The organism is Enterocloster lavalensis, assembly GCF_046603895.1.
In the GTDB taxonomy this organism is placed as follows: domain Bacteria; phylum Bacillota; class Clostridia; order Lachnospirales; family Lachnospiraceae; genus Enterocloster; species Enterocloster lavalensis.
This window is the reverse complement of sequence record NZ_CP176637.1, coordinates 3194727-3211733: the sequence shown is the minus strand read 5'-3', so window position 1 is coordinate 3211733 and position 17007 is coordinate 3194727. Positions and strand designations below refer to the sequence as shown.

General features: G+C 54.7%; 12 protein-coding genes and 2 pseudogenes. 4 read left to right on the top strand and 10 right to left on the bottom strand.

The window, feature by feature from the left end; all coding sequences use genetic code 11:
• Window positions 1–3: 3 nt before the first annotated feature.
• The 3 genes from ACK2JC_RS14370 to ACK2JC_RS14360 are packed head-to-tail and all read right to left on the bottom strand — an operon-like array spanning window position 4 to window position 3031.
• A complete protein-coding gene (locus tag ACK2JC_RS14370; RefSeq protein WP_107436065.1) occupies window positions 4–1638 on the bottom strand; it encodes a GH3 auxin-responsive promoter family protein in 1635 nt (544 codons plus the stop codon).
• Entirely contained in the window at window positions 1628–2170 is a 543-nt protein-coding gene (locus ACK2JC_RS14365; protein WP_107436066.1) for a hypothetical protein, read from the bottom strand. The genes ACK2JC_RS14370 and ACK2JC_RS14365 overlap by 11 nt, the downstream gene beginning before the upstream one ends.
• 3 nt (window positions 2171–2173) lie before the next feature.
• A complete protein-coding gene (locus ACK2JC_RS14360) occupies window positions 2174–3031 on the bottom strand; it encodes a DegV family protein (RefSeq protein WP_107436067.1) in 858 nt (285 codons plus the stop codon).
• A 283-nt stretch (window positions 3032–3314) separates the two neighbouring features.
• Between ACK2JC_RS14360 and ACK2JC_RS14355 the strand changes: the two genes are divergently transcribed.
• Complete coding sequence (locus ACK2JC_RS14355) at window positions 3315–4370, top strand: 1-aminocyclopropane-1-carboxylate deaminase/D-cysteine desulfhydrase (protein ID WP_107436068.1); 1056 nt, start codon at window positions 3315–3317, stop codon at window positions 4368–4370.
• A gap of 107 nt (window positions 4371–4477) precedes the next feature.
• Here the strand turns inward: ACK2JC_RS14355 and ACK2JC_RS14350 are convergent, their stop codons facing one another.
• The 3 genes from ACK2JC_RS14350 to ACK2JC_RS14340 all read right to left on the bottom strand — a co-directional run bounded on the left by ACK2JC_RS14350 (window position 4478) and on the right by ACK2JC_RS14340 (window position 10725).
• Window positions 4478–6184, bottom strand: coding sequence for an FAD-dependent oxidoreductase (locus ACK2JC_RS14350; RefSeq protein WP_107436091.1), 1707 nt, complete (start codon window positions 6182–6184; stop codon window positions 4478–4480).
• Between the two features lie 242 nt (window positions 6185–6426).
• Window positions 6427–8358: a sensor domain-containing diguanylate cyclase gene (locus ACK2JC_RS14345; protein ID WP_320936247.1), complete on the bottom strand. Its 1932-nt coding sequence runs from the start codon at window positions 8356–8358 to the stop codon at window positions 6427–6429.
• Between the two features lie 177 nt (window positions 8359–8535).
• Window positions 8536–10725, bottom strand: coding sequence for a penicillin-binding transpeptidase domain-containing protein (locus ACK2JC_RS14340; RefSeq protein WP_368272271.1), 2190 nt, complete (start codon window positions 10723–10725; stop codon window positions 8536–8538).
• A 156-nt stretch (window positions 10726–10881) separates the two neighbouring features.
• Here ACK2JC_RS14340 and ACK2JC_RS14335 point away from each other — a divergent pair, with 156 nt between their 5' ends.
• From ACK2JC_RS14335 to ACK2JC_RS14325, 3 genes and pseudogenes are all read left to right on the top strand, one after another.
• A complete protein-coding gene (locus ACK2JC_RS14335) occupies window positions 10882–12411 on the top strand; it encodes a DNA methylase (protein WP_320937107.1) in 1530 nt (509 codons plus the stop codon).
• Window positions 12412–12455: 44 nt separating this feature from the next.
• On the top strand, window positions 12456–12902 hold the full coding sequence (locus ACK2JC_RS14330; protein ID WP_320937106.1) for a hypothetical protein: 447 nt from the start codon (window positions 12456–12458) through the stop codon (window positions 12900–12902).
• Window positions 12903–13229: 327 nt separating this feature from the next.
• A pseudogene (locus ACK2JC_RS14325) lies at window positions 13230–13490 on the top strand (DUF6783 domain-containing protein); the annotation flags it as partial.
• On the opposite strand, the pseudogene ACK2JC_RS14320 reads toward ACK2JC_RS14325, so the two are convergent.
• The 4 genes and pseudogenes from ACK2JC_RS14320 to ACK2JC_RS14305 all read right to left on the bottom strand — a co-directional run.
• Window positions 13431–14111 (bottom strand): annotated as a pseudogene (locus ACK2JC_RS14320) (MBOAT family O-acyltransferase); the annotation flags it as partial. The pseudogenes ACK2JC_RS14325 and ACK2JC_RS14320 sit on opposite strands and share 60 nt — an antisense overlap.
• Window positions 14112–14599: 488 nt before the next feature.
• On the bottom strand, window positions 14600–15763 hold the full coding sequence (locus ACK2JC_RS14315; protein WP_320936570.1) for an alginate O-acetyltransferase AlgX-related protein: 1164 nt from the start codon (window positions 15761–15763) through the stop codon (window positions 14600–14602).
• A gap of 186 nt (window positions 15764–15949) precedes the next feature.
• Entirely contained in the window at window positions 15950–16321 is a 372-nt protein-coding gene (locus ACK2JC_RS14310; RefSeq protein WP_320936571.1) for a GNAT family N-acetyltransferase, read from the bottom strand.
• A gap of 253 nt (window positions 16322–16574) precedes the next feature.
• Complete coding sequence (locus ACK2JC_RS14305; protein ID WP_276953065.1) at window positions 16575–16988, bottom strand: DUF3795 domain-containing protein; 414 nt, start codon at window positions 16986–16988, stop codon at window positions 16575–16577.
• Window positions 16989–17007: the final 19 nt, after the last annotated feature.

Genomic DNA, 17007 nt, shown 5'->3' with positions numbered 1-17007 from the left:
AGGCTAATAGGTCCTCCGTCCGTCAAGGGTTCCCTGCAGCTTTACCATTTCCTGCACGTCGTGAACCGATGGGTTGACGTGCCGCAGAACCTTGCCGCTTTGCCGCCGGAACGCTGCAAAGGTGCCGCAGCGCAGGATCGTAACCTCCAGCGGGTCCATTCCCAGAATCCGTTTTAAGTCCTGGTAATCCTGGTCCACGTATTTGAAATAGATGGTCAGCTGTTCTTTTAACAGTTCCCGGCTCACCGCCCGGTTCACCACCGCGCCCGGGGACAGTTCCACATACAGGTGCAGGAACGGCCGGCCCTTGTCCTGGGTAAACTCCTTTAACGCCACCCAGTTCTCAACCTCCACGCCGGAGAGCTCGATCACGTTTTTGATGGAATTCTCCGAGATGCGGGTGAAGCCCGCGATATCGATGATGCTGGGAATCCGGTCGATGTACTCGAACCGCGGAATTCTCGTCTCATCCTCCTTGCTGGTCAGCCCCAGACAGCGGTACATATCGCCCACCCGGTAACGGGCAAACGCCCCGCCCTTTAACACGGTAAGGGCGATCTCGTAGACCTCCCCGGGAACCACCTCGTCCATGCACACGGTCCTGGGCGTATAGGACTTGTCCTCCATGTTCTTGTACATCTCCTCCTCGGGGATGAATTCGTAGAAACAGGCGTCCGGGAAGAAGTAAAGACCATTCCGGTTCCAGGTCTCGGTGCCGATGCAGCTGGGTTCGGTGCCGGAAAATACTTCCACCGGGCGCACGCCCCACAAATCCTCCAGATCATCCTTGTAGCAGTGGTTGTCCGTCCCGGCACAGAGGAACCCTTTGAGCCTGAAAATGTCTTTGGGCTTCAGGGGCCGGTTTTCCCTCTTACACTCCCGCTTGGCCTTCAGATACTTGGCCATCATGGAGGGGGACATGGAGCAAATCTTCTTCAGCACGGAGGACCCCTTCTGGCTGCCCTCGGAGAGCGCGGCCACGCTGAGGCTCACATAGTAAGCCACGCTGCCCAGACCGAAGAAGAAGTCGATCCCCTTGCTCAGGCCCATTTTAAAGCCCCGCTTGTTCCGCTCCGAGAAGGTCATATTCACCGCCTCGCTGACCGGCGGCAGAAACTCGATGTTCACCTCGTCGGTCAGAGCCAGGGGGATCAGGCCCGTGGTGTAGGGCAGCGGGGCCAGCGCGTAGAGGAAGGTGTCCCCGGCCTCCACGTCGAATTTGCCCTTCTCCGTGCTGGTGGACAGCAGCATGCAGGTGAGCACGTTGTTTTTATAGGTCTGGAGCATACCCTTGGTGTAGGGAGCCACCTTGATCGGGTGCTTTCCGCCCTCCCAGGTGGTCTGAATCCAGATAATGGGCTTGTCGGGCAGCATGTCCTCCCGCTTCAGCAGAAGCACGTCCGCGTAATCCTCGTAGGTGGTCAGCGGGACGATCTGCCGGAACTCCTGAATATTTCCCGGCACCCTGCCCTTTAAAATCTTTTTTCCCAGGGGGCTGGAGCACCACAGGCGCATCTGCTCCTCCAGCAGCCGGTTCTGGATGCCCATATACGCGTCCATGTCCAGCTCCAGGAATCCGCAGTATTCCTGCCAGATCCGGTCATACTCCTGATTTTTCAGTTTCTCCTCAAAGGTCATCCGCCACGCCGCCTCCTTTTCTCATCTTTGGTATCAAAAACGGAACTGTTTTCCGGTAATCCTCATAATCCGAAAATTCTTTCACAAAAATCAACCGGTCCTGGTACCAGGCGTATCCCAGATTCAGGGCCGAGAGTCCCAGGCACAAAAGCAGCCGCTCCCATCCCCCGCAGGCCAGGCCCAGGCAGGTAAAGCAGCCGAAAAACCACCAGATTCCGGGGTGGCGGCAGCGGCCGTACGCTCCCGCCCGGCAGACCTTGTGCCCGTCCGCCTCCCTGCGGTAGGTATCGTCAAAGGGCAGGGCAAAAAACAGCGTGTGAATCAATCCGGCCAGGAACAAAACCGCAGGCGCCAGCCACAGCCGTTCCCCCGACGCCCAGGCGGATAAAATCAGCCGCAGTCCCACCCAGGCCAGCAGCAGGCTGCCTGCGGCGAAAAACGGCTTCATCCAGCCGTTTTTGCGGTACACCCGGTTCCAGTCGTATAAAAAGTAAAGTCCAAAGGCCGCGAAACCGGCGGTCCACTCTCCCATTGCCTACGCCTCGTCCGCAAACGCGGCCAGCCCCATGACGCCGGGGCCTCCATGGCAGGAAATCACGCAGCCGATATCGGTGGAGAGCACCTGCTCAAATCCCATCTGACGGCACCGGTCCTTTAAGCGCTCCAGCAGGGGGAGGGAAAATCCCTCGGCGTAGAACAGAATAATCGCATCCCGGTTGACCCCCAGATTTTTCACAAAATCTTCCAAATACTGGAAGGACACCTTTTCCATATCGCCCCGATACTTTTTCGAGGCCACAAGGCGTCCGTCCACCATGTTGATCAGCACCTTTAAGCGCAGCAGGGACGTTCCCAGGTAAGCGGCGTTGGAAACGCGTCCACCGGCCCGCAAATATTCCAGGGTATCCGGCAGAAAGGACACTCTCTCCCGGCGGATCAGCCCCCGGATCAGCTCCTCCGCCTGGTCCGCGCTCTGCGCCCCTTCAATCACCTGGGCGGACTTCCACAAAAGCAGCGCGATGCCGCTGGACACCGTCTCGGAGTCAATCAGGCGAATGCGGGCGTCCCTCAGTTCGTCCAGCGCGATCTTCGCGTTCTGATAGGTACAGGAAGCTTTGGAGGAATATGCGATGTGAATGATCTCCGCTTCCGGGTTTTCTTCCCTCAGCTTGAGAAAAAAGGCGGTGTACTCTTCCGGATTGACCGCGGACGTGGTGGGCATCTTTTTCGTGCGTTTAAAAAAAGCAAAAACATCCGCAACCGGAATCGTCCGGTCCGGATAGCTCTCATCCCCCAGTATGACATGCATGGGCGCGATGCGGATTCCCAATTCATCCGCCATGGCCTGCGGTACGTCCGATCCGCTCTCTGTGGTCAAAATTATTTTTTCCATTTCTCCCCTCCCTGTTAGACACAAAATGACTAATAAACTTTTGCCGATTAAAATCCATTTTAGCACAATACCGCCAAAAAAGGAAGGTATTTTGTCTGGTTATATTTATTGTTTTCTATATATATGAAATTAATTTTTGTAATTGTTAGACATTTCCAGTAAATATTTGCAAAAAAAGCCCCCAGTAGGGGCCAAAAAGTTTGTCTTTTCTTGAAGGTTGCCGGGCGATGTGATATTCTTTAGATTAGTATCATCAAGCAATCAGAAGGGGGATTTATTGCGAATGAAATCAATCGAGGAAATAAGAGATATGTTGGAGCGTCTGGGCAAGCTTAAGCTGGGATTTTACCCCACGCCGTTTCACCGGCTGGACCGGATCTCCGGAGAGTATGGGGTGGAGTTGTATGTAAAGCGGGAGGATTTCTCCGGCATGACGCTGTTTGGGGGCAATAAAATCCGCAAGCTGGAGTATCTTCTGCACGACGCCATCCGGCAGGGCTGCGACACCGTGGTCACCTACGGGGCCACCCAGTCCAACCACGCCATGGAGACGGCCACTGCCGCCCGCAAATGCGGACTGAACCCGGTGTTGTTCCTGGCCGCCATCGTGGAGCCAAACGCGGCGGATATCCGGGCCAACCTGCTCCTCGACACCATTCTGGGCGCGGAGATCAATATTATCCCGGCCAACGGGAGGAGCACCAAACAGACCATGGAGGAGTCCCAGGACCTGATCCAGGGACGTATTAAAGAGCTGGAAGCCCAGGGGCACAAAATCTACAACATCCCCACCGGCGGCTCCCTGCCCCTCGGCGCCTGCGGGTTCGCCGACGCCTATGTGGAAACCATGGAACAGGCCGCCGCCATGGGACTGAAGCCGGATTACCTGTTCACCGCCACCGGCAGCACCGGAACCCTGTCCGGTCTCTGCGCGGGTAAGGCCCTGCTGGGCAACGACACGAAGCTGGTAGGCATCGAGGTGGGACCCAAGCCGGCCTCCTACCCGGAGGAAGTGATCGCCCTGGCAAACGAGGCCCTTCGCCTGATGGGAGCGGACGAAACCGTCACCACGGACCTGTTTACCGTGACCGACCGGTATTACGGGGCCGGCTACGAAGTCCCCAGCCCCGCCGCCAACGACGACATCCGCTACCTGGCGCGGACCGAGGGAATCTTCACCGACCCCGTGTATTCGGGAAAAAGTTTTCACGGCATGATGGAATACATCCGGGACGGCCGCGTGCCTAAGGGCAGCACCGTCGTTTTCCTGCACACCGGCGGCGCGACGGCGCTGTTCTCGGAGAGCGGAATCGTGGGGGACTTGAGCTGCCGGAAGTGATGTGGAGAAGCGGCCGAGGGGACGGTCATTTCGCTGCGGGCAGACGGGCGGCCCCGGGGGACGGTCATCCCGCTGCGGGCAGACGAATGGCCCCGGGGCTGCCTTTGTCAGCGGATTTCCACCCCGCAGGCATGTCTTGGCGTCTCGTCGTAGTTCCGGTCCCCGGCAATGTACTCGTAGAACCGGTAGCCGCCTGAGAAATTGTAGCACTCGAACCCGTTTCCGGTCAGGATACGGCAGGCCAGGTAGCTGCGCAGGCCGCTGTAGCAGTTGACATAAACCGGTTTTTGGGGATCCAGCTCCGACAAACGCTCCCGCAGCTCATCCAGTGGAATGTTCACGCTGCCCTGGAAATGCCCCTGGGCGTACTCCCGCTCCGTGCGGGTATCCAGAAGCGTGATCTTCCCTTCGCCGCGCTGCTTTTGCAGTTCTTCCAGATCCTTCCAGTTGAATTGTTTCAACAAACCGCTGCGGATATTGCCGATCACGAAACCAGCCATGTTCACCGGGTCTTTGGCCGAGGAGTAGGGCGGCGCGTAGGCCAGATCCAGCTCCTCTAAGTCTTCCCCGGTCATCCCCGCCCGGATCGCCGTAGCCAGCACGTCGATGCGCTTATCCACACCGTCAAAGCCCACGATCTGCGCGCCCAGTATCCGCCCGTTCTCCGGGTTATACAACGTCTTGACAGTCATGTCCGTGGCGCCCGGATAGTAGGCGGCATGGCTGGCCGAGTAGGTCACCACGGCCTCCCAGGGAATACCGGCCGCTGTGGCGGCCTTTTCGTTGAGCCCGGTGGAGGCGGCCGTCATGTCGAAGAGCCGGATGATGGAGGAGCCCTGGGATCCGTCAAAACGGCTGTCCCGGCCACAGATATTGTCCGCGGCGATGCGGCCCTGTTTGTTTGCCGGACCGGCCAGGGCGATCAGGGAATCCGCGCCGGAGACGAAGTGGCGCACCTGCACCGCGTCCCCCACCGCGTAGATATCCGGGTCCGAGGTCTCCATCCGCTCGTTGACCAGAATGGACTCCCGGATGCCCAGCGAAAGCCCGGCTTCTTTGGCCAGATGGGTCTCCGGCGCTACGCCGATGGCCAGGATCGCCAGATCCGCTCCCACCGCTTCCCGGCCCTCCAGCTGCGTGTACAGCCGTCCGTCCTCCTCATAGAATCCGGTCACGGTCTGGTTTAAGCGCAGGTCCACACCACGCCCGCGCAGGTAGCTGTGAATCTGACACGCCATGTCGTAGTCCAACGGCGCCATCACCTGGTCCCCTCTCTGCAGCAGCGTGGTTTTTACGCCCGCATGAATCAGGTTTTCCGCCATCTCCAGGCCGATAAAGCCGCCGCCGATGACCACCGCGTTCTCTGGCCTGGTCTTTTCGATCTGTTCCCGGATGGCAAAGGTGTCCTCCACCGTGCGCAAGGTAAAGATGCGGGGGCTGTCGATGCCCGGCAGGGGCGGCCTCAGGGCCTTTGCGCCCGGAGACAGAATCAGTTTGTCGTAAGTCTCCTCGTACTCGCTTCCATCCAAAAGGCGTCTCACCCGCACCGTCTTTCTCTCCCGGTCAATGGACAGCGCCTCGTTGTTCAGCCGCACATCGATGTGAAACCGATTCCAAAAGCTCTCCTTGGTCTGAAGGGTCAGCGCCTGTTTCTTCTCAATCACTCCCCCGATATAGTAAGGCAGTCCGCAGTTGGCGTAGGACACATAGCCGCTCCGCTCCAGAATCACAATCTCCGCCGACTCGTCCAGGCGGCGCAACCTGGCCGCCGCGGTGGCCCCTCCGGCCACTCCGCCGATAATCAATACTCTCATAACCATTCCGTCCTCCGTAGGTTGATTTTATATTTGTTATAATTATAACAACAAGGCGGGATTCGTTCCGTAACTTGGTTACACATGCGGACCGGATTTAGCCGTTCCTCATTCCATCCGGATTCTTATAGAGCAACGCCCCAAGAGAAAGCTCCGGCCGCAAACGCCTCCGGCTCGGCCCGTTTTAGCAGTGAGCAGATTGTCAACCATAAGTACCTCTTCTTCCGCTGCAATTATGTTCACTACATGTCTCTCCTCCCGAACAAGGCGGTTGTCTCTTCCGGATCGTATATTGTAAAATTGTTTTTTCCTCTCTGTTTGGTCTGATAAAGCGCCACATCCGCCTTGTGGTACAGGGATTCAAAATTGATTCCGTCCCGCGGCGATATAGCGATCCCAATACTTGCCGAAATTTTACATGTTACGCCGCCTTTGCAGATAACCGTATTCAAATGTCGGCTCAGTTCCGCCGCTTTTGCCTCCACGCAGCTCAAGTCGGAAACCGGAATAAAGACGGCAAACTCATCCCCTCCAATCCTTCCGACAATATCTTCCTCCCGGAAGTGCTCCTTTATAATCTGCGTAAAACTGCAGATACAGAAATCGCCGAACGCGTGGCCGTAATGGTCATTTACATCTTTAAAACGGTCAATGTCAAAGATCATAAAAGCGTACCGGGCACCCGGATATTCCATCAACCGCCTGTCGATCAGACGTTCCGTCATCTTTTTGGTAAAAAGCCCGGTCATCTCATCCGTTGCAGCCTGGAACTCCTTTTTCTTTTCCTCGTCAATATTTTTGCGATACGCAAACATGTGAATCGATTGATCCTCTTCTGAAAAAAAGATATAGGTCTCAACCCGCATCCAATGATAGTCCCCGCCATCCATGGACATCATAAAATCGTAGGAAAGATGGTTGTTTCCAGCCTCGTATTCCCGGATTACGTTGTCCGGGCTGAACATGGCGACATACCCCTCACGGTATTCCTCCTTGATCTGTTTCTCTGCAATCACACGAAGCCCCTGGTCAAATGGAAGCCCGCCCGCACCCATACTGGCAAAGTATTCCTCCGTCGGTTTGCCCACATAACAATTCTTTGACAGATTCAGTTCATAGATGCTGTCGTAAAGCTGCTCTGTGGCTTTTTTGAAGATCGCCTGCCGCTCCTCTGTCAGCTTTGTAATCTGCTTGTCAAAATTTCGTATCACATTGGTTATGACCACCACAACTGTTAAAATCACAATCGCAAGTATCAGTCCGGTTCGGTACATCTGATTATGTATATCCTCAATCAATCTGCTCGTGTCCTGTTCCACCACCAGATCCCATGTCAGCTCCGGTATATACCGGCTTACCACATAGCTTTTTTCGCCCTCCGGATTTTGAGAGACCGACCATAGCTCCAGATTCCGGTCCCCCTTTTTCCAGCCAAGCACCTGATCCCGTATCCCCTCCTGATCGTACGTCTCAAACCAGTCCACCTTCTCATATCCCGTGTAGGTGGTGGAAATTTCGATCACGCCGTCTTCGTTTATAAGGCTTGCATTGATGCCATACCGTTCCTCATAACCGGTCAGCAGTTCCTTCATATAATCCATGCGGATTCCGACGCCTACCACACCGACCACCGAGCCATCCGGCTCCGTGATCTTGCAGTTTACAAACACGGTGATTTTATTATCCGCGCCCATGACCTCATCGTTATCCACGTTCAGGGAATATTCCAGCCCGCTGTCGAGCAGTTCATAATACCATACGTTTTCCGGATTCCCGCGTTCCAGCACCCGGTCAAGGCCATTGAAATTATAATAACGGCCGGATAACGTGGAGACCAAAAATACCGAATCGAAATTATACTTTTGCTTGTAATTATCCAGATACGTCTTTGTAGTGCGGATGTAATCCTCATCCTCCATGTGCTCCGGTTCATTCAAAAGGTGGTCGATCAGTAGACTATCGTGGGCCATGGTCAGCGATATGTTCACCGGTTTGGTAAACATGGTCGTCAACTGGTAGTAGATCCCTTCCGCAGTCAGGGAGGAGACCTGCTCGATATTCACCAGGGATGCCTGATAGTTCGCCTGATAGCTGAGTATCGCAGTTAGAATAAAACCAATGATCAATATGATGCTGATCAGTAAATTTGTTTTAAAAAGCTTGTTTTCCTGCATATCGATGTCCCCCCAACATTTGGCATGACGGCTCTTATCTATTTATTATAACACTGATCGCCTACACGATGCTAAAAAAATAACCTGACTTTCCTAAAATGCCCTTTGTAAGCTGAAACGCAAAAAAGCCATCCAACTTACGGATAGCTTTTCGCCTGTCAGGTACTACTCTCCATATTATCTGGGAATGTACTGTTCGAAAACCTCTTTCGATTTCTCAACCGCCACTTTGCTTCCCCCATCGTTCTTCACATCCTCCACCATACTCACCATGAGCAGCGGATTTTCCAGGTTCAAGTCCTTGGTGTACACCGCAAACCATCCCAGCTCCGTGCCGGTGGCGTCGTCCTTGGAGGCCTTGATCTCCGCCGTACCGGTCTTTCCGGCCAGCACAACGTCGTCCCGCATGGCCTTATGTCCGGTGCCGTGCTCCGAGCTGACCACCTTCACCAGGGCGTTCTCAATGATCTCTGCGTTTTCCGGCGTGCAGGCGTTTTCAATCCAGGCCTCCGGGGCGGGATTCTCCTTATAAAGGAGATACGGTTTTAGCACCGTCCCCCGGTTGGGGAACATGGTGTACAGAGAGGCCAGATGGACTGGGTTGATCAGCACCTGACCCTGCCCATATCCGCTGTCGGCCAGTTGAATCTCCGTGCCGATGGTCTCTGTGTTGGAATACTGGGCCTTTGCCAACGCAATCTCAAAGGGAACCTCCTGGTTAAAGCCCAGCGTCTCCAATCCCTTCATAAAGTCCTCGCCGCCAATCTTTAAAGCCGCTCTGGCAAAGTAAATGTTGTCGGAATAGATCAGCGCGTTCTCCAGGTTGACCGGGCTGTAGCCGTGCAGCGTCGTCACGTAATAGCGGCCCCAGCTCCCGTCCTTCTGCCAGCTGAGTCCCGCCGCATCCTCTCCAAAATTTTCCTGGGGGCCAACCGCGCCCGTAGACAGGCCGATAATTCCTGTAATGGGCTTAAAGGAGGAACCGGGGGCAAAACGCTGACGGAAACGGTTGAGCATGGGATTTCGCTCGTCCTCGTTGAGAGCCGTCCATTTTTCCTGGGACATGCCCAGAATAAAATCGTTGTTGTCATAGCTGGGCGTATTAACCAAGGCCAGCACCTCCCCGGTGCGGGGATTCATCGCCACGGTGCAGCTCTTTCGGTCCTGAAAGGCGTCGTAGATGGACTGCTGCAGGCGGCTGTCTATGGTCAGCCGGATGTCCTGCCCGTCCGCCCTCGGAATACTGGCAAGAACCAGCTTTTCTTCGCCGTCCTGAGTAACGATGACGATGCGCGTGCCGTTCTGCCCTTTTAACTCCTTCTCGAACAAGCCCTCCATTCCGCTCCTGCCGATCACGCTGTCCGTCAGGTACCCTTCCCCGGGATGCTTCTCCAGGTCCTCCGCAGTCACGTTCTGGACATATCCCACCAGATGGGCCGCCTTTTCCCCCAGCGGATAGGAGCGAACCGCCGTGTCCGTGATCATTACGCCCGGAATCGTCAGCAATTCCTCCTGCAGCGCCTGGTTTTGAAGATTAGCCTCATCGGGCTTATCCGCCAGGAGATTCAGCTCGTCCACATGCTTTAAGGTTTTTACCGGCACCAGGGAATCGTCCTTGACCCATCCGGCGGAGAGCTTCTTTGTGATCCCTTCCACGGAAATGCCGAGCAGTCCGGAAAGCCGTTCCAGATCTACGGCGGCATAACCGCCCGGCCCCGCCGGATCGCGGTTCATCTTCCCCGGCACCAGCCCCACCAGGGACGCAGTTCCCTTGCCCGCCAGCAGATTGCCGTTCCGGTCCAGAATGCTGCCCCGGTCCGCCCGGTCCGTGCTCACGCGCACCTTGTCCGTGCGCCCCAGCTGCGGAAAAATCACCCAGTCGTTCCAGATCATCCGGTACTCGCCCGCGCTCTTTTTTCCGTCCTCCCCCGGGATCTCCTCCAGCTGGAAATCCACCTGGTTGAAAAAGCTGATCTCCCCGGCCAGGCTGTTCATGGTGGTCTGATAATTGACAGCCTCCGCCCCGTTTTCCTTCTGTTCCGTACCTTTTATCTCGACGCGAATATCGGCCGCCTCAATTCCTTCGTAAATATTCCGGTTTCTGGCCACAAAATCCTCCCGGCTGATATTGAGCCGGCTCTGGGCGTTTAACAGCTCGTACATGGTGTCATAATTACCGGCCGCCAAAAATTGCATGTACTCCGTCAGCAGCTCGTCCGGCTGCTTCTGTTTCTGCCCGGCGTCGCGGTGGGTTACAAACAAAAACGCACCGGCGGCCGCAGCCAGCAGAACCGCCGCAATTATCACGATTAAAACCATCCGGCCGGCCCCGGATCTTCTTCTGGACCTTCTTCTGCGCCTACTCATGTTCCGCTCCTTCCTGATGACTGGTATTATTTCCAGTTTGCCCTTTATCATTGCACATGTGAAAGGGAAAGTCAACATGCGGTATATTTAAACGCTCCTGTGTGGTAATATAAAAGAGAACGCATTCACACAAAAACAGAAGGGAGGCCGCAGTCCATGCAGCAGGAAAACCGCGTCTATATCGCCATCGACTTAAAATCATTTTACGCCTCCGTGGAGTGCCGGGAGCGGCGGCTTGATCCCCTGACCACCAATCTGGTGGTGGCCGACGAGAGCCGCACGGAAAAGACCATCTGCCTATCCGTGTCCCCGGCCATGAAGGCCTACGGGGTACCCGGGCGGCCCCGGCTGTTCGAGGTGGTGCAGAAGGTCCGGGAAGCCAACGCCAGACGGCGGATCGCGGCTCCCGGACGCGTCCTCACCGGCTCTTCCTGGGATTCGAATGAGCTGAACCGTTTCCCGGAGCGGTCCATTTCCTATATCACGGCTCCGCCCAGAATGGCGCTCTATATGGAATACAGCACCCGGATTTACAACATTTACCTGAAATACATTGCACCTGAAGATATCCACGTCTATTCCATCGACGAGGTGTTTATGGATGTGACCGCCTATCTGGGCACCTACCGCCTCACGGCCCGCCAGCTGGCGGCAAAGATGATGCAGGATGTGCTCCAGGCAACCGGGATTACGGCCACGGCGGGAATCGGCGCGAACCTGTATCTGTGCAAGGTGGCCATGGATATCGTGGCCAAGCACATTGAGCCGGACCAAAACGGGGCGCGGATCGCAGAGCTGGACGAGACGTCCTACCGCCGCCTGCTGTGGAATCACCGGCCGCTGACGGATTTCTGGCGCGTAGGAAAGGGGTATGCCAGAAAACTGGAGGAACACGGGATCTTCACCATGGGAGACGTGGCCCGCTGCTCTGTCGGAAAGCCAAACGACTACCACAATGAAGAGCTGCTCTACCGGCTGTTCGGAGTCAACGCGGAGCTGTTGATCGACCACGCCTGGGGCTGGGAGCCTTGCACTATGGCGGAAATCAAAGCCTACAAGCCTGCGGCTAACAGCATCGGCTCCGGCCAGGTGCTCCAGTGCCCCTACGATTCCGGGAAGGCGAAGCTGGTCGTCCGGGAAATGACCGATCTGCTGGTCCTAAACCTGGTGGACAAGGGCCTTGTGACGGACCAAATGGTGCTCACCGTGGGATATGATATCGAAAACCTGACGAACCCCGACATCCGGAAAGACTATCAGGGCGAGATCGTGACGGACCGCTACGGGCGCAAAATCCCCAAACACGCTCACGGCACCGTTAATCTGGACCGCAAGACCTCCTCCACGATGTTGATCCTGGACGCGGTCATGGACTTATACGACCGGATCATCGACCATAACCTGCTGGTCCGCCGGATCTATGTCACGGCCTGCCACGTGACTGAGGAGAGCGCGGCCCCGGAGCAGCCGGCTTTTGAGCAGCTGGACCTGTTTACCGACTACCAGGCGCTGGAACAGAAAAAACAGGAAGAGGAAGCGAAGCTGAACCGCGAGAAGCAGCTGCAGCAGGCCATGCTGGGAATTCAGAAAAAATACGGTAAAAACGCGGTTTTAAAGGGTATGAATCTGGAAGAGGGGGCCACGGCCCGGGAGCGCAACCGGCAGATCGGCGGCCACAAAGCTTAATCCGGCGGCCATGGCACGCATGGCACGCGCGAAAGGAGAACAACATGAATCAACATGACGCGGATTCCCACCGATACGACGATATCATCCACCTTCCCCACCACGTCTCCACGGCCCATCCACCGATGCCGGCCGCAGACCGGGCGGCCCAGTTTTCCCCCTTCGCCGCCCTCGCCGGACATGAGGCGGCCATCCTGGAAACCGCCCGGCTGACGGATGAGCGGGCCGAGCTGGACGAGAACGCCAAGGCGGTTCTGGATGAAAAGCTCCGGATGATTCAGGAAATGCTGCCCGCTCATCCGGAGATCACCGTCACTTATTTTCAGCCGGACGCTAAAAAATCCGGCGGCGCTTATGTCAGCGTCACCGGACGGGTAAAGAAGCTGGATCTGTACGGGCAGTGCCTTTTGATGGAGGACGGGCTGAGGATTCCGCTGAGGGAGCTCTACGATATGGACGGAAGTATCTTTAACGGAACCTTTTTCACATGACAGAATCCCGGATATTATCCCTGCCGATTTCCAGTTTATCCCAAAACTTCTCCTCCCGCCCTGACGCATCGGTCCGACCGTTTTCAGCCCATTCCTTAAATTAACCGGTCAGAACCGGAAGTAAATAAACGGATTATAACCGCTGGCCATCATCTCGCAGACCGCCAGCATAAAAAACAGCAATACGATGCCGTCCCCAATCCCGCCCAGACGCCGCTCCTCCAGGGAGTCGTGCAGCCTGGTGAACACGGGCGTGCAGAACAGGACGGACACCGCGAACTGCAACAGGAATTTACCCCCGCACAGCAGCTCCGCAAGCTCCCGCTCATGAGTCCCCATGAGCGTAAGGGAGAACATGTCCCCCAAAAATCCCGCAGCCGCAGCCATGGTATCGGCCCGGAACAGCACCCAGCCGATCCCGACCACAAGCAGCACATAAATGTGGCGCAATATGGCGGGCAGCCGCTCCAGCACGGCCCTAGAGCGTGTCTGAAAATTGCTTTCCGTCAGATGTACGTCCCACTTTGTGGGAGATTTGGTCCCGATGAGGGAGGCGTAGCGGGCTACGTTGACCGAATTGGGACCAAATATACCGCGAAGTGGGGTGTGCAGATGGCGGGAATGAATTTTCAGACACGCTCTAAGCCACAGCTTTTCCAGAATCAGAAACGCCGCAAAGTACAGGCCCCACAGCAGAAAATTCCAGCTGGCCCCGTGCCAGATCCCGGTGAGGGCAAACACGACCAGATAATTGCGGCAGTTTTTCCAAAGCCCCTCACGGCTGCCTCCCAGCGGAATGTACACATAATCCCGGAACCAGGTGGACAGCGAGATGTGCCACCGCCGCCAGAACTCGCTGATACTCTTTGAAATATACGGATCGTTAAAATTTTCCAGAAAATGGAACCCAAAAATCCGCCCCAATCCGATGGCCATATCAGAGTAAGCCCAGAAATCCAGGTAAATCTGAAGGCCGTAGCAAATCACCCCGACCCAGGCGTAGAGCGCGCCTCTTCCCGGTTCCAGCACAAACGCCAGATCAGCCGCCTTGCCCATGGCGTTCGCCAGCAGAATTTTCTTAATAAATCCCACCATAAAACGGAATGCGCCCTCGTAGGCGTCCCCAAGCCCGGTCCGGCGGAAGCCGATCTCCCGCTCCACATCGGAATATCGCACGATGGGACCGGCGATCAGCTGAGGAAACAACATCACGTACAGCGCCAGGTCGGCCACATTCTTCTGGCAGGGAACCGTCTTCTTGTAGACGTCAATCAGGTAGGACATGATCTGAAAGGTGAAAAATGAAATCCCGATTGGAAGGGCGATGGCCGGTATGATCGATTCCACCGCCCGGCCCGACAGCTTCCCGGCGATCCAGGCCGCCGTGTCGCCGAATAAATTCAAGTATTTAAAGATCACCAGAATTCCAATATTGTAAGCCAGGCCCGCGAGAAATACCGCCCTGCGCCCTCTTCCGTCCTCCAGGCGGGACAGCCACAAACCGGCCGCCCAGTTCACCAACACGGACATCAGGAGCAATCCCAGATAGGACACGCCCCCGTAGGCGTAAAAACAGATGGAGCAGAACAGCAACACCGTGTTCCTGACCCGAATCCCCTGTGCGGACGCCACCGCGTACAGCGCAAGCGTCACCGGAAGGAACAGAAATAAAAATACCGGAGATGAAAATACCACAGCTATTCCCCCTTCTGTTCCGTCTGGTCAAGCACCTGCGGGTGTTCCAGCACATAGTCGATAAAACCAAAGCTCATTCCGCTGATGGACGGTTCGTTGACCTCCAGAACCAGCAAATCAATGTCTTTAAAATACGCCTCCATGTCCACCTCATTGTAATCGTGGAAAATGACCCGTTCCCCGAAATTTCCCGTGAAAATCTGATCGTTTTCCATATACACGTCCTTCCCGAAATACCCGTGGCGCACGATGGCGGACAGGCTTTGCCCCATAAAGCTTCCGCCCCGGCAAAGCATACCTGGAGCGTCCGTAGACGCATCTGTAACCTCTATGACCGGCTCGTAATACTGATCATAGGGCTTTTGCAGAAGATTAAAGGTGTCGAAGGCATCGGCGTCCGGGACGACCGGCTCCTGGCAGGGCCGCGCGGTAACGCGCATCTCGGGCAGGTTATAGCCGCTTTTCTCCTCCAGAAATTCCCCAAAAGCAGCGCCCACCACATTTCCCACGTACACAGACCAGTGGACGCTTGTCCGGTAAAACAGGGGAACCCGGGAATCAAACTCGTCCCTGTGTTGGTCGATATAAGCGATGCTGTCAAAATAATTCAGGCTGCTGTCCGCAAGGGCGCTCATCAGGCGGTCGTAGTCCCCCACGCCCTGCCGGGGCGCCATCACCCGGTCCACCCAGGGCAGCTCATCCTCACAGTAGCGGATCTTGCAGGGGGTCACAAACACAAACAGCTGGATTCCGTTTTGGTTTGCCAGCTCCTGCAGCCGCTCAATTTTATCCACCAGTTCCCGGATATAGGTTTCCGTCACCGGCTCATTATACTGCATATAATAGCTCACGTTCCCCCAGGTAAACAGATTCTTGTCAGCGTTCATGCTGTAATTGTTGTTGGGCGTCGTGTGAAGCACGGAAAATGTAATCTGATTGCGCAGGCGGACCATCAACGGCTTACCCGGAAGATTCTGCTGGACATACTGCTCGAACTCCGTCTGGGCCTCGCCGTTTAAAAGCGCCTTCCCCGTCAGTTCCGGAAACGCCTGGGCAGTCTCCACCCCGCTGGTGGAGAAACGCCGGTCCAGCGTACTAAATATCACAGGCAAGAGCAGCGTCAGCGCCGCCAGCGCCACAAACAGCGTATACCGTATCTTTTTCATCTGCTACCTCATAATCCCCGCCCGGCCCCAACGCGCCGGAAGCATTTTCCTCTGTAACGCACTTATTACAAATTATGCCATAGATCGGGGCGGATCGCAATATGGAACGATTCGGAATTCATTTTATGATAAAGATGAGAGGATTTTACAAAGTGATTGGTAAAATGAGGTAAGGTTGGATTATCTTTAATAGGAAGATTTTGTAATGAGACAGCGTTTCATGACTACCGAACTTAAATAACTGTTAAAAGCACGATACTCTGCTTCCGACAGTTGATCTGGACTGGACATCACAACAAGATCATGCCCTTTAAAGCCTTTCTTATAAGGCGGGTGAACATGGGCAAACCTATTAGCCTGATATCCCGAACGCTCATAAAATCGCTTACGACGAACGGACACATCATCAATGGGAGGGGCAATTTCAAGAATGACTGTTTTTCGCTCCCCACCTAAAAGCTCCAATGCCTTCTGCCCATACTTTTTACCACGCATTTCCGGCAGGATGCAGAAGTGCTCAATATAGATAAATTCTTCCGTCTCCCAACAAAGAATCATACCAACCCACCTATTGTTCTCATAAATCAAATTAATAATGATATGCTTCATTTCCCATAATACAGGTTTGTACATGACTTTCCCTTTGCTCATGAATCGGGAAGCTGGCCTTGTATAGATCCATCGCCTGATGATACATGGCATGATTGCTGTCTGTTAATCGAATAAACTCCATATTGTTTTACCTCATTTCAAAAAACAATTCTCCCTTGTATTTTATATTATTTTCCTGATCCATAAACTCTGCTATTTACTATGTCATTTTTTCCTGGCATTCACTGCATTCTCTGTCATGAATGGAAATAATGCCACCACATTTGGAACACGTATATTTTTCTTTTTGGTGTACCATGAATTGCTCTAAACCATAGGCTTGAACAAAACGGCTATTTTCGATAAGGCTTGCCTGATACCGCTTCTTATAGCTTTTTTCAAGATTCTTAATAAGCTTACATGGATATTCGGAACATTCATAGCAATAAGACAGGTGCTTTTCTCTTATACAATCCTTTATTCTGCATTTGCGGCAATGTTCCGGCTTTCCCTTATCACTGTTCAGGCAACCAGCGCATGGTTTTTTATGGTAACAATGTTTATAACAAACCTTGCAATTCATTCCGCAAGGGGCAAACATAATTATATCAATATTTTCTTGGGGCATCTTCATAATTTGCCACACCTCTCAA

Coding starts and splice junctions, on each gene's coding strand:
- ACK2JC_RS14370 (WP_107436065.1), bottom strand. CDS start 1,638: ATGACCTTTGAGGAGAAACTGAAAAATCAGGAGTATGACCGGATCTGG.
- ACK2JC_RS14330 (WP_320937106.1), top strand. CDS start 12,456: ATGAATCAACATGACGCGGATTCCCACCGATACGACGATATCATCCAC.
- ACK2JC_RS14360 (WP_107436067.1), bottom strand. CDS start 3,031: ATGGAAAAAATAATTTTGACCACAGAGAGCGGATCGGACGTACCGCAG.
- ACK2JC_RS14335 (WP_320937107.1), top strand. CDS start 10,882: ATGCAGCAGGAAAACCGCGTCTATATCGCCATCGACTTAAAATCATTT.
- ACK2JC_RS14365 (WP_107436066.1), bottom strand. CDS start 2,170: ATGGGAGAGTGGACCGCCGGTTTCGCGGCCTTTGGACTTTACTTTTTA.
- ACK2JC_RS14305 (WP_276953065.1), bottom strand. CDS start 16,988: ATGAAGATGCCCCAAGAAAATATTGATATAATTATGTTTGCCCCTTGC.
- ACK2JC_RS14310 (WP_320936571.1), bottom strand. CDS start 16,321: ATGATTCTTTGTTGGGAGACGGAAGAATTTATCTATATTGAGCACTTC.
- ACK2JC_RS14345 (WP_320936247.1), bottom strand. CDS start 8,358: ATGCAGGAAAACAAGCTTTTTAAAACAAATTTACTGATCAGCATCATA.
- ACK2JC_RS14315 (WP_320936570.1), bottom strand. CDS start 15,763: ATGAAAAAGATACGGTATACGCTGTTTGTGGCGCTGGCGGCGCTGACG.
- ACK2JC_RS14340 (WP_368272271.1), bottom strand. CDS start 10,725: ATGAGTAGGCGCAGAAGAAGGTCCAGAAGAAGATCCGGGGCCGGCCGG.
- ACK2JC_RS14350 (WP_107436091.1), bottom strand. CDS start 6,184: ATGAGAGTATTGATTATCGGCGGAGTGGCCGGAGGGGCCACCGCGGCG.
- ACK2JC_RS14355 (WP_107436068.1), top strand. CDS start 3,315: ATGAAATCAATCGAGGAAATAAGAGATATGTTGGAGCGTCTGGGCAAG.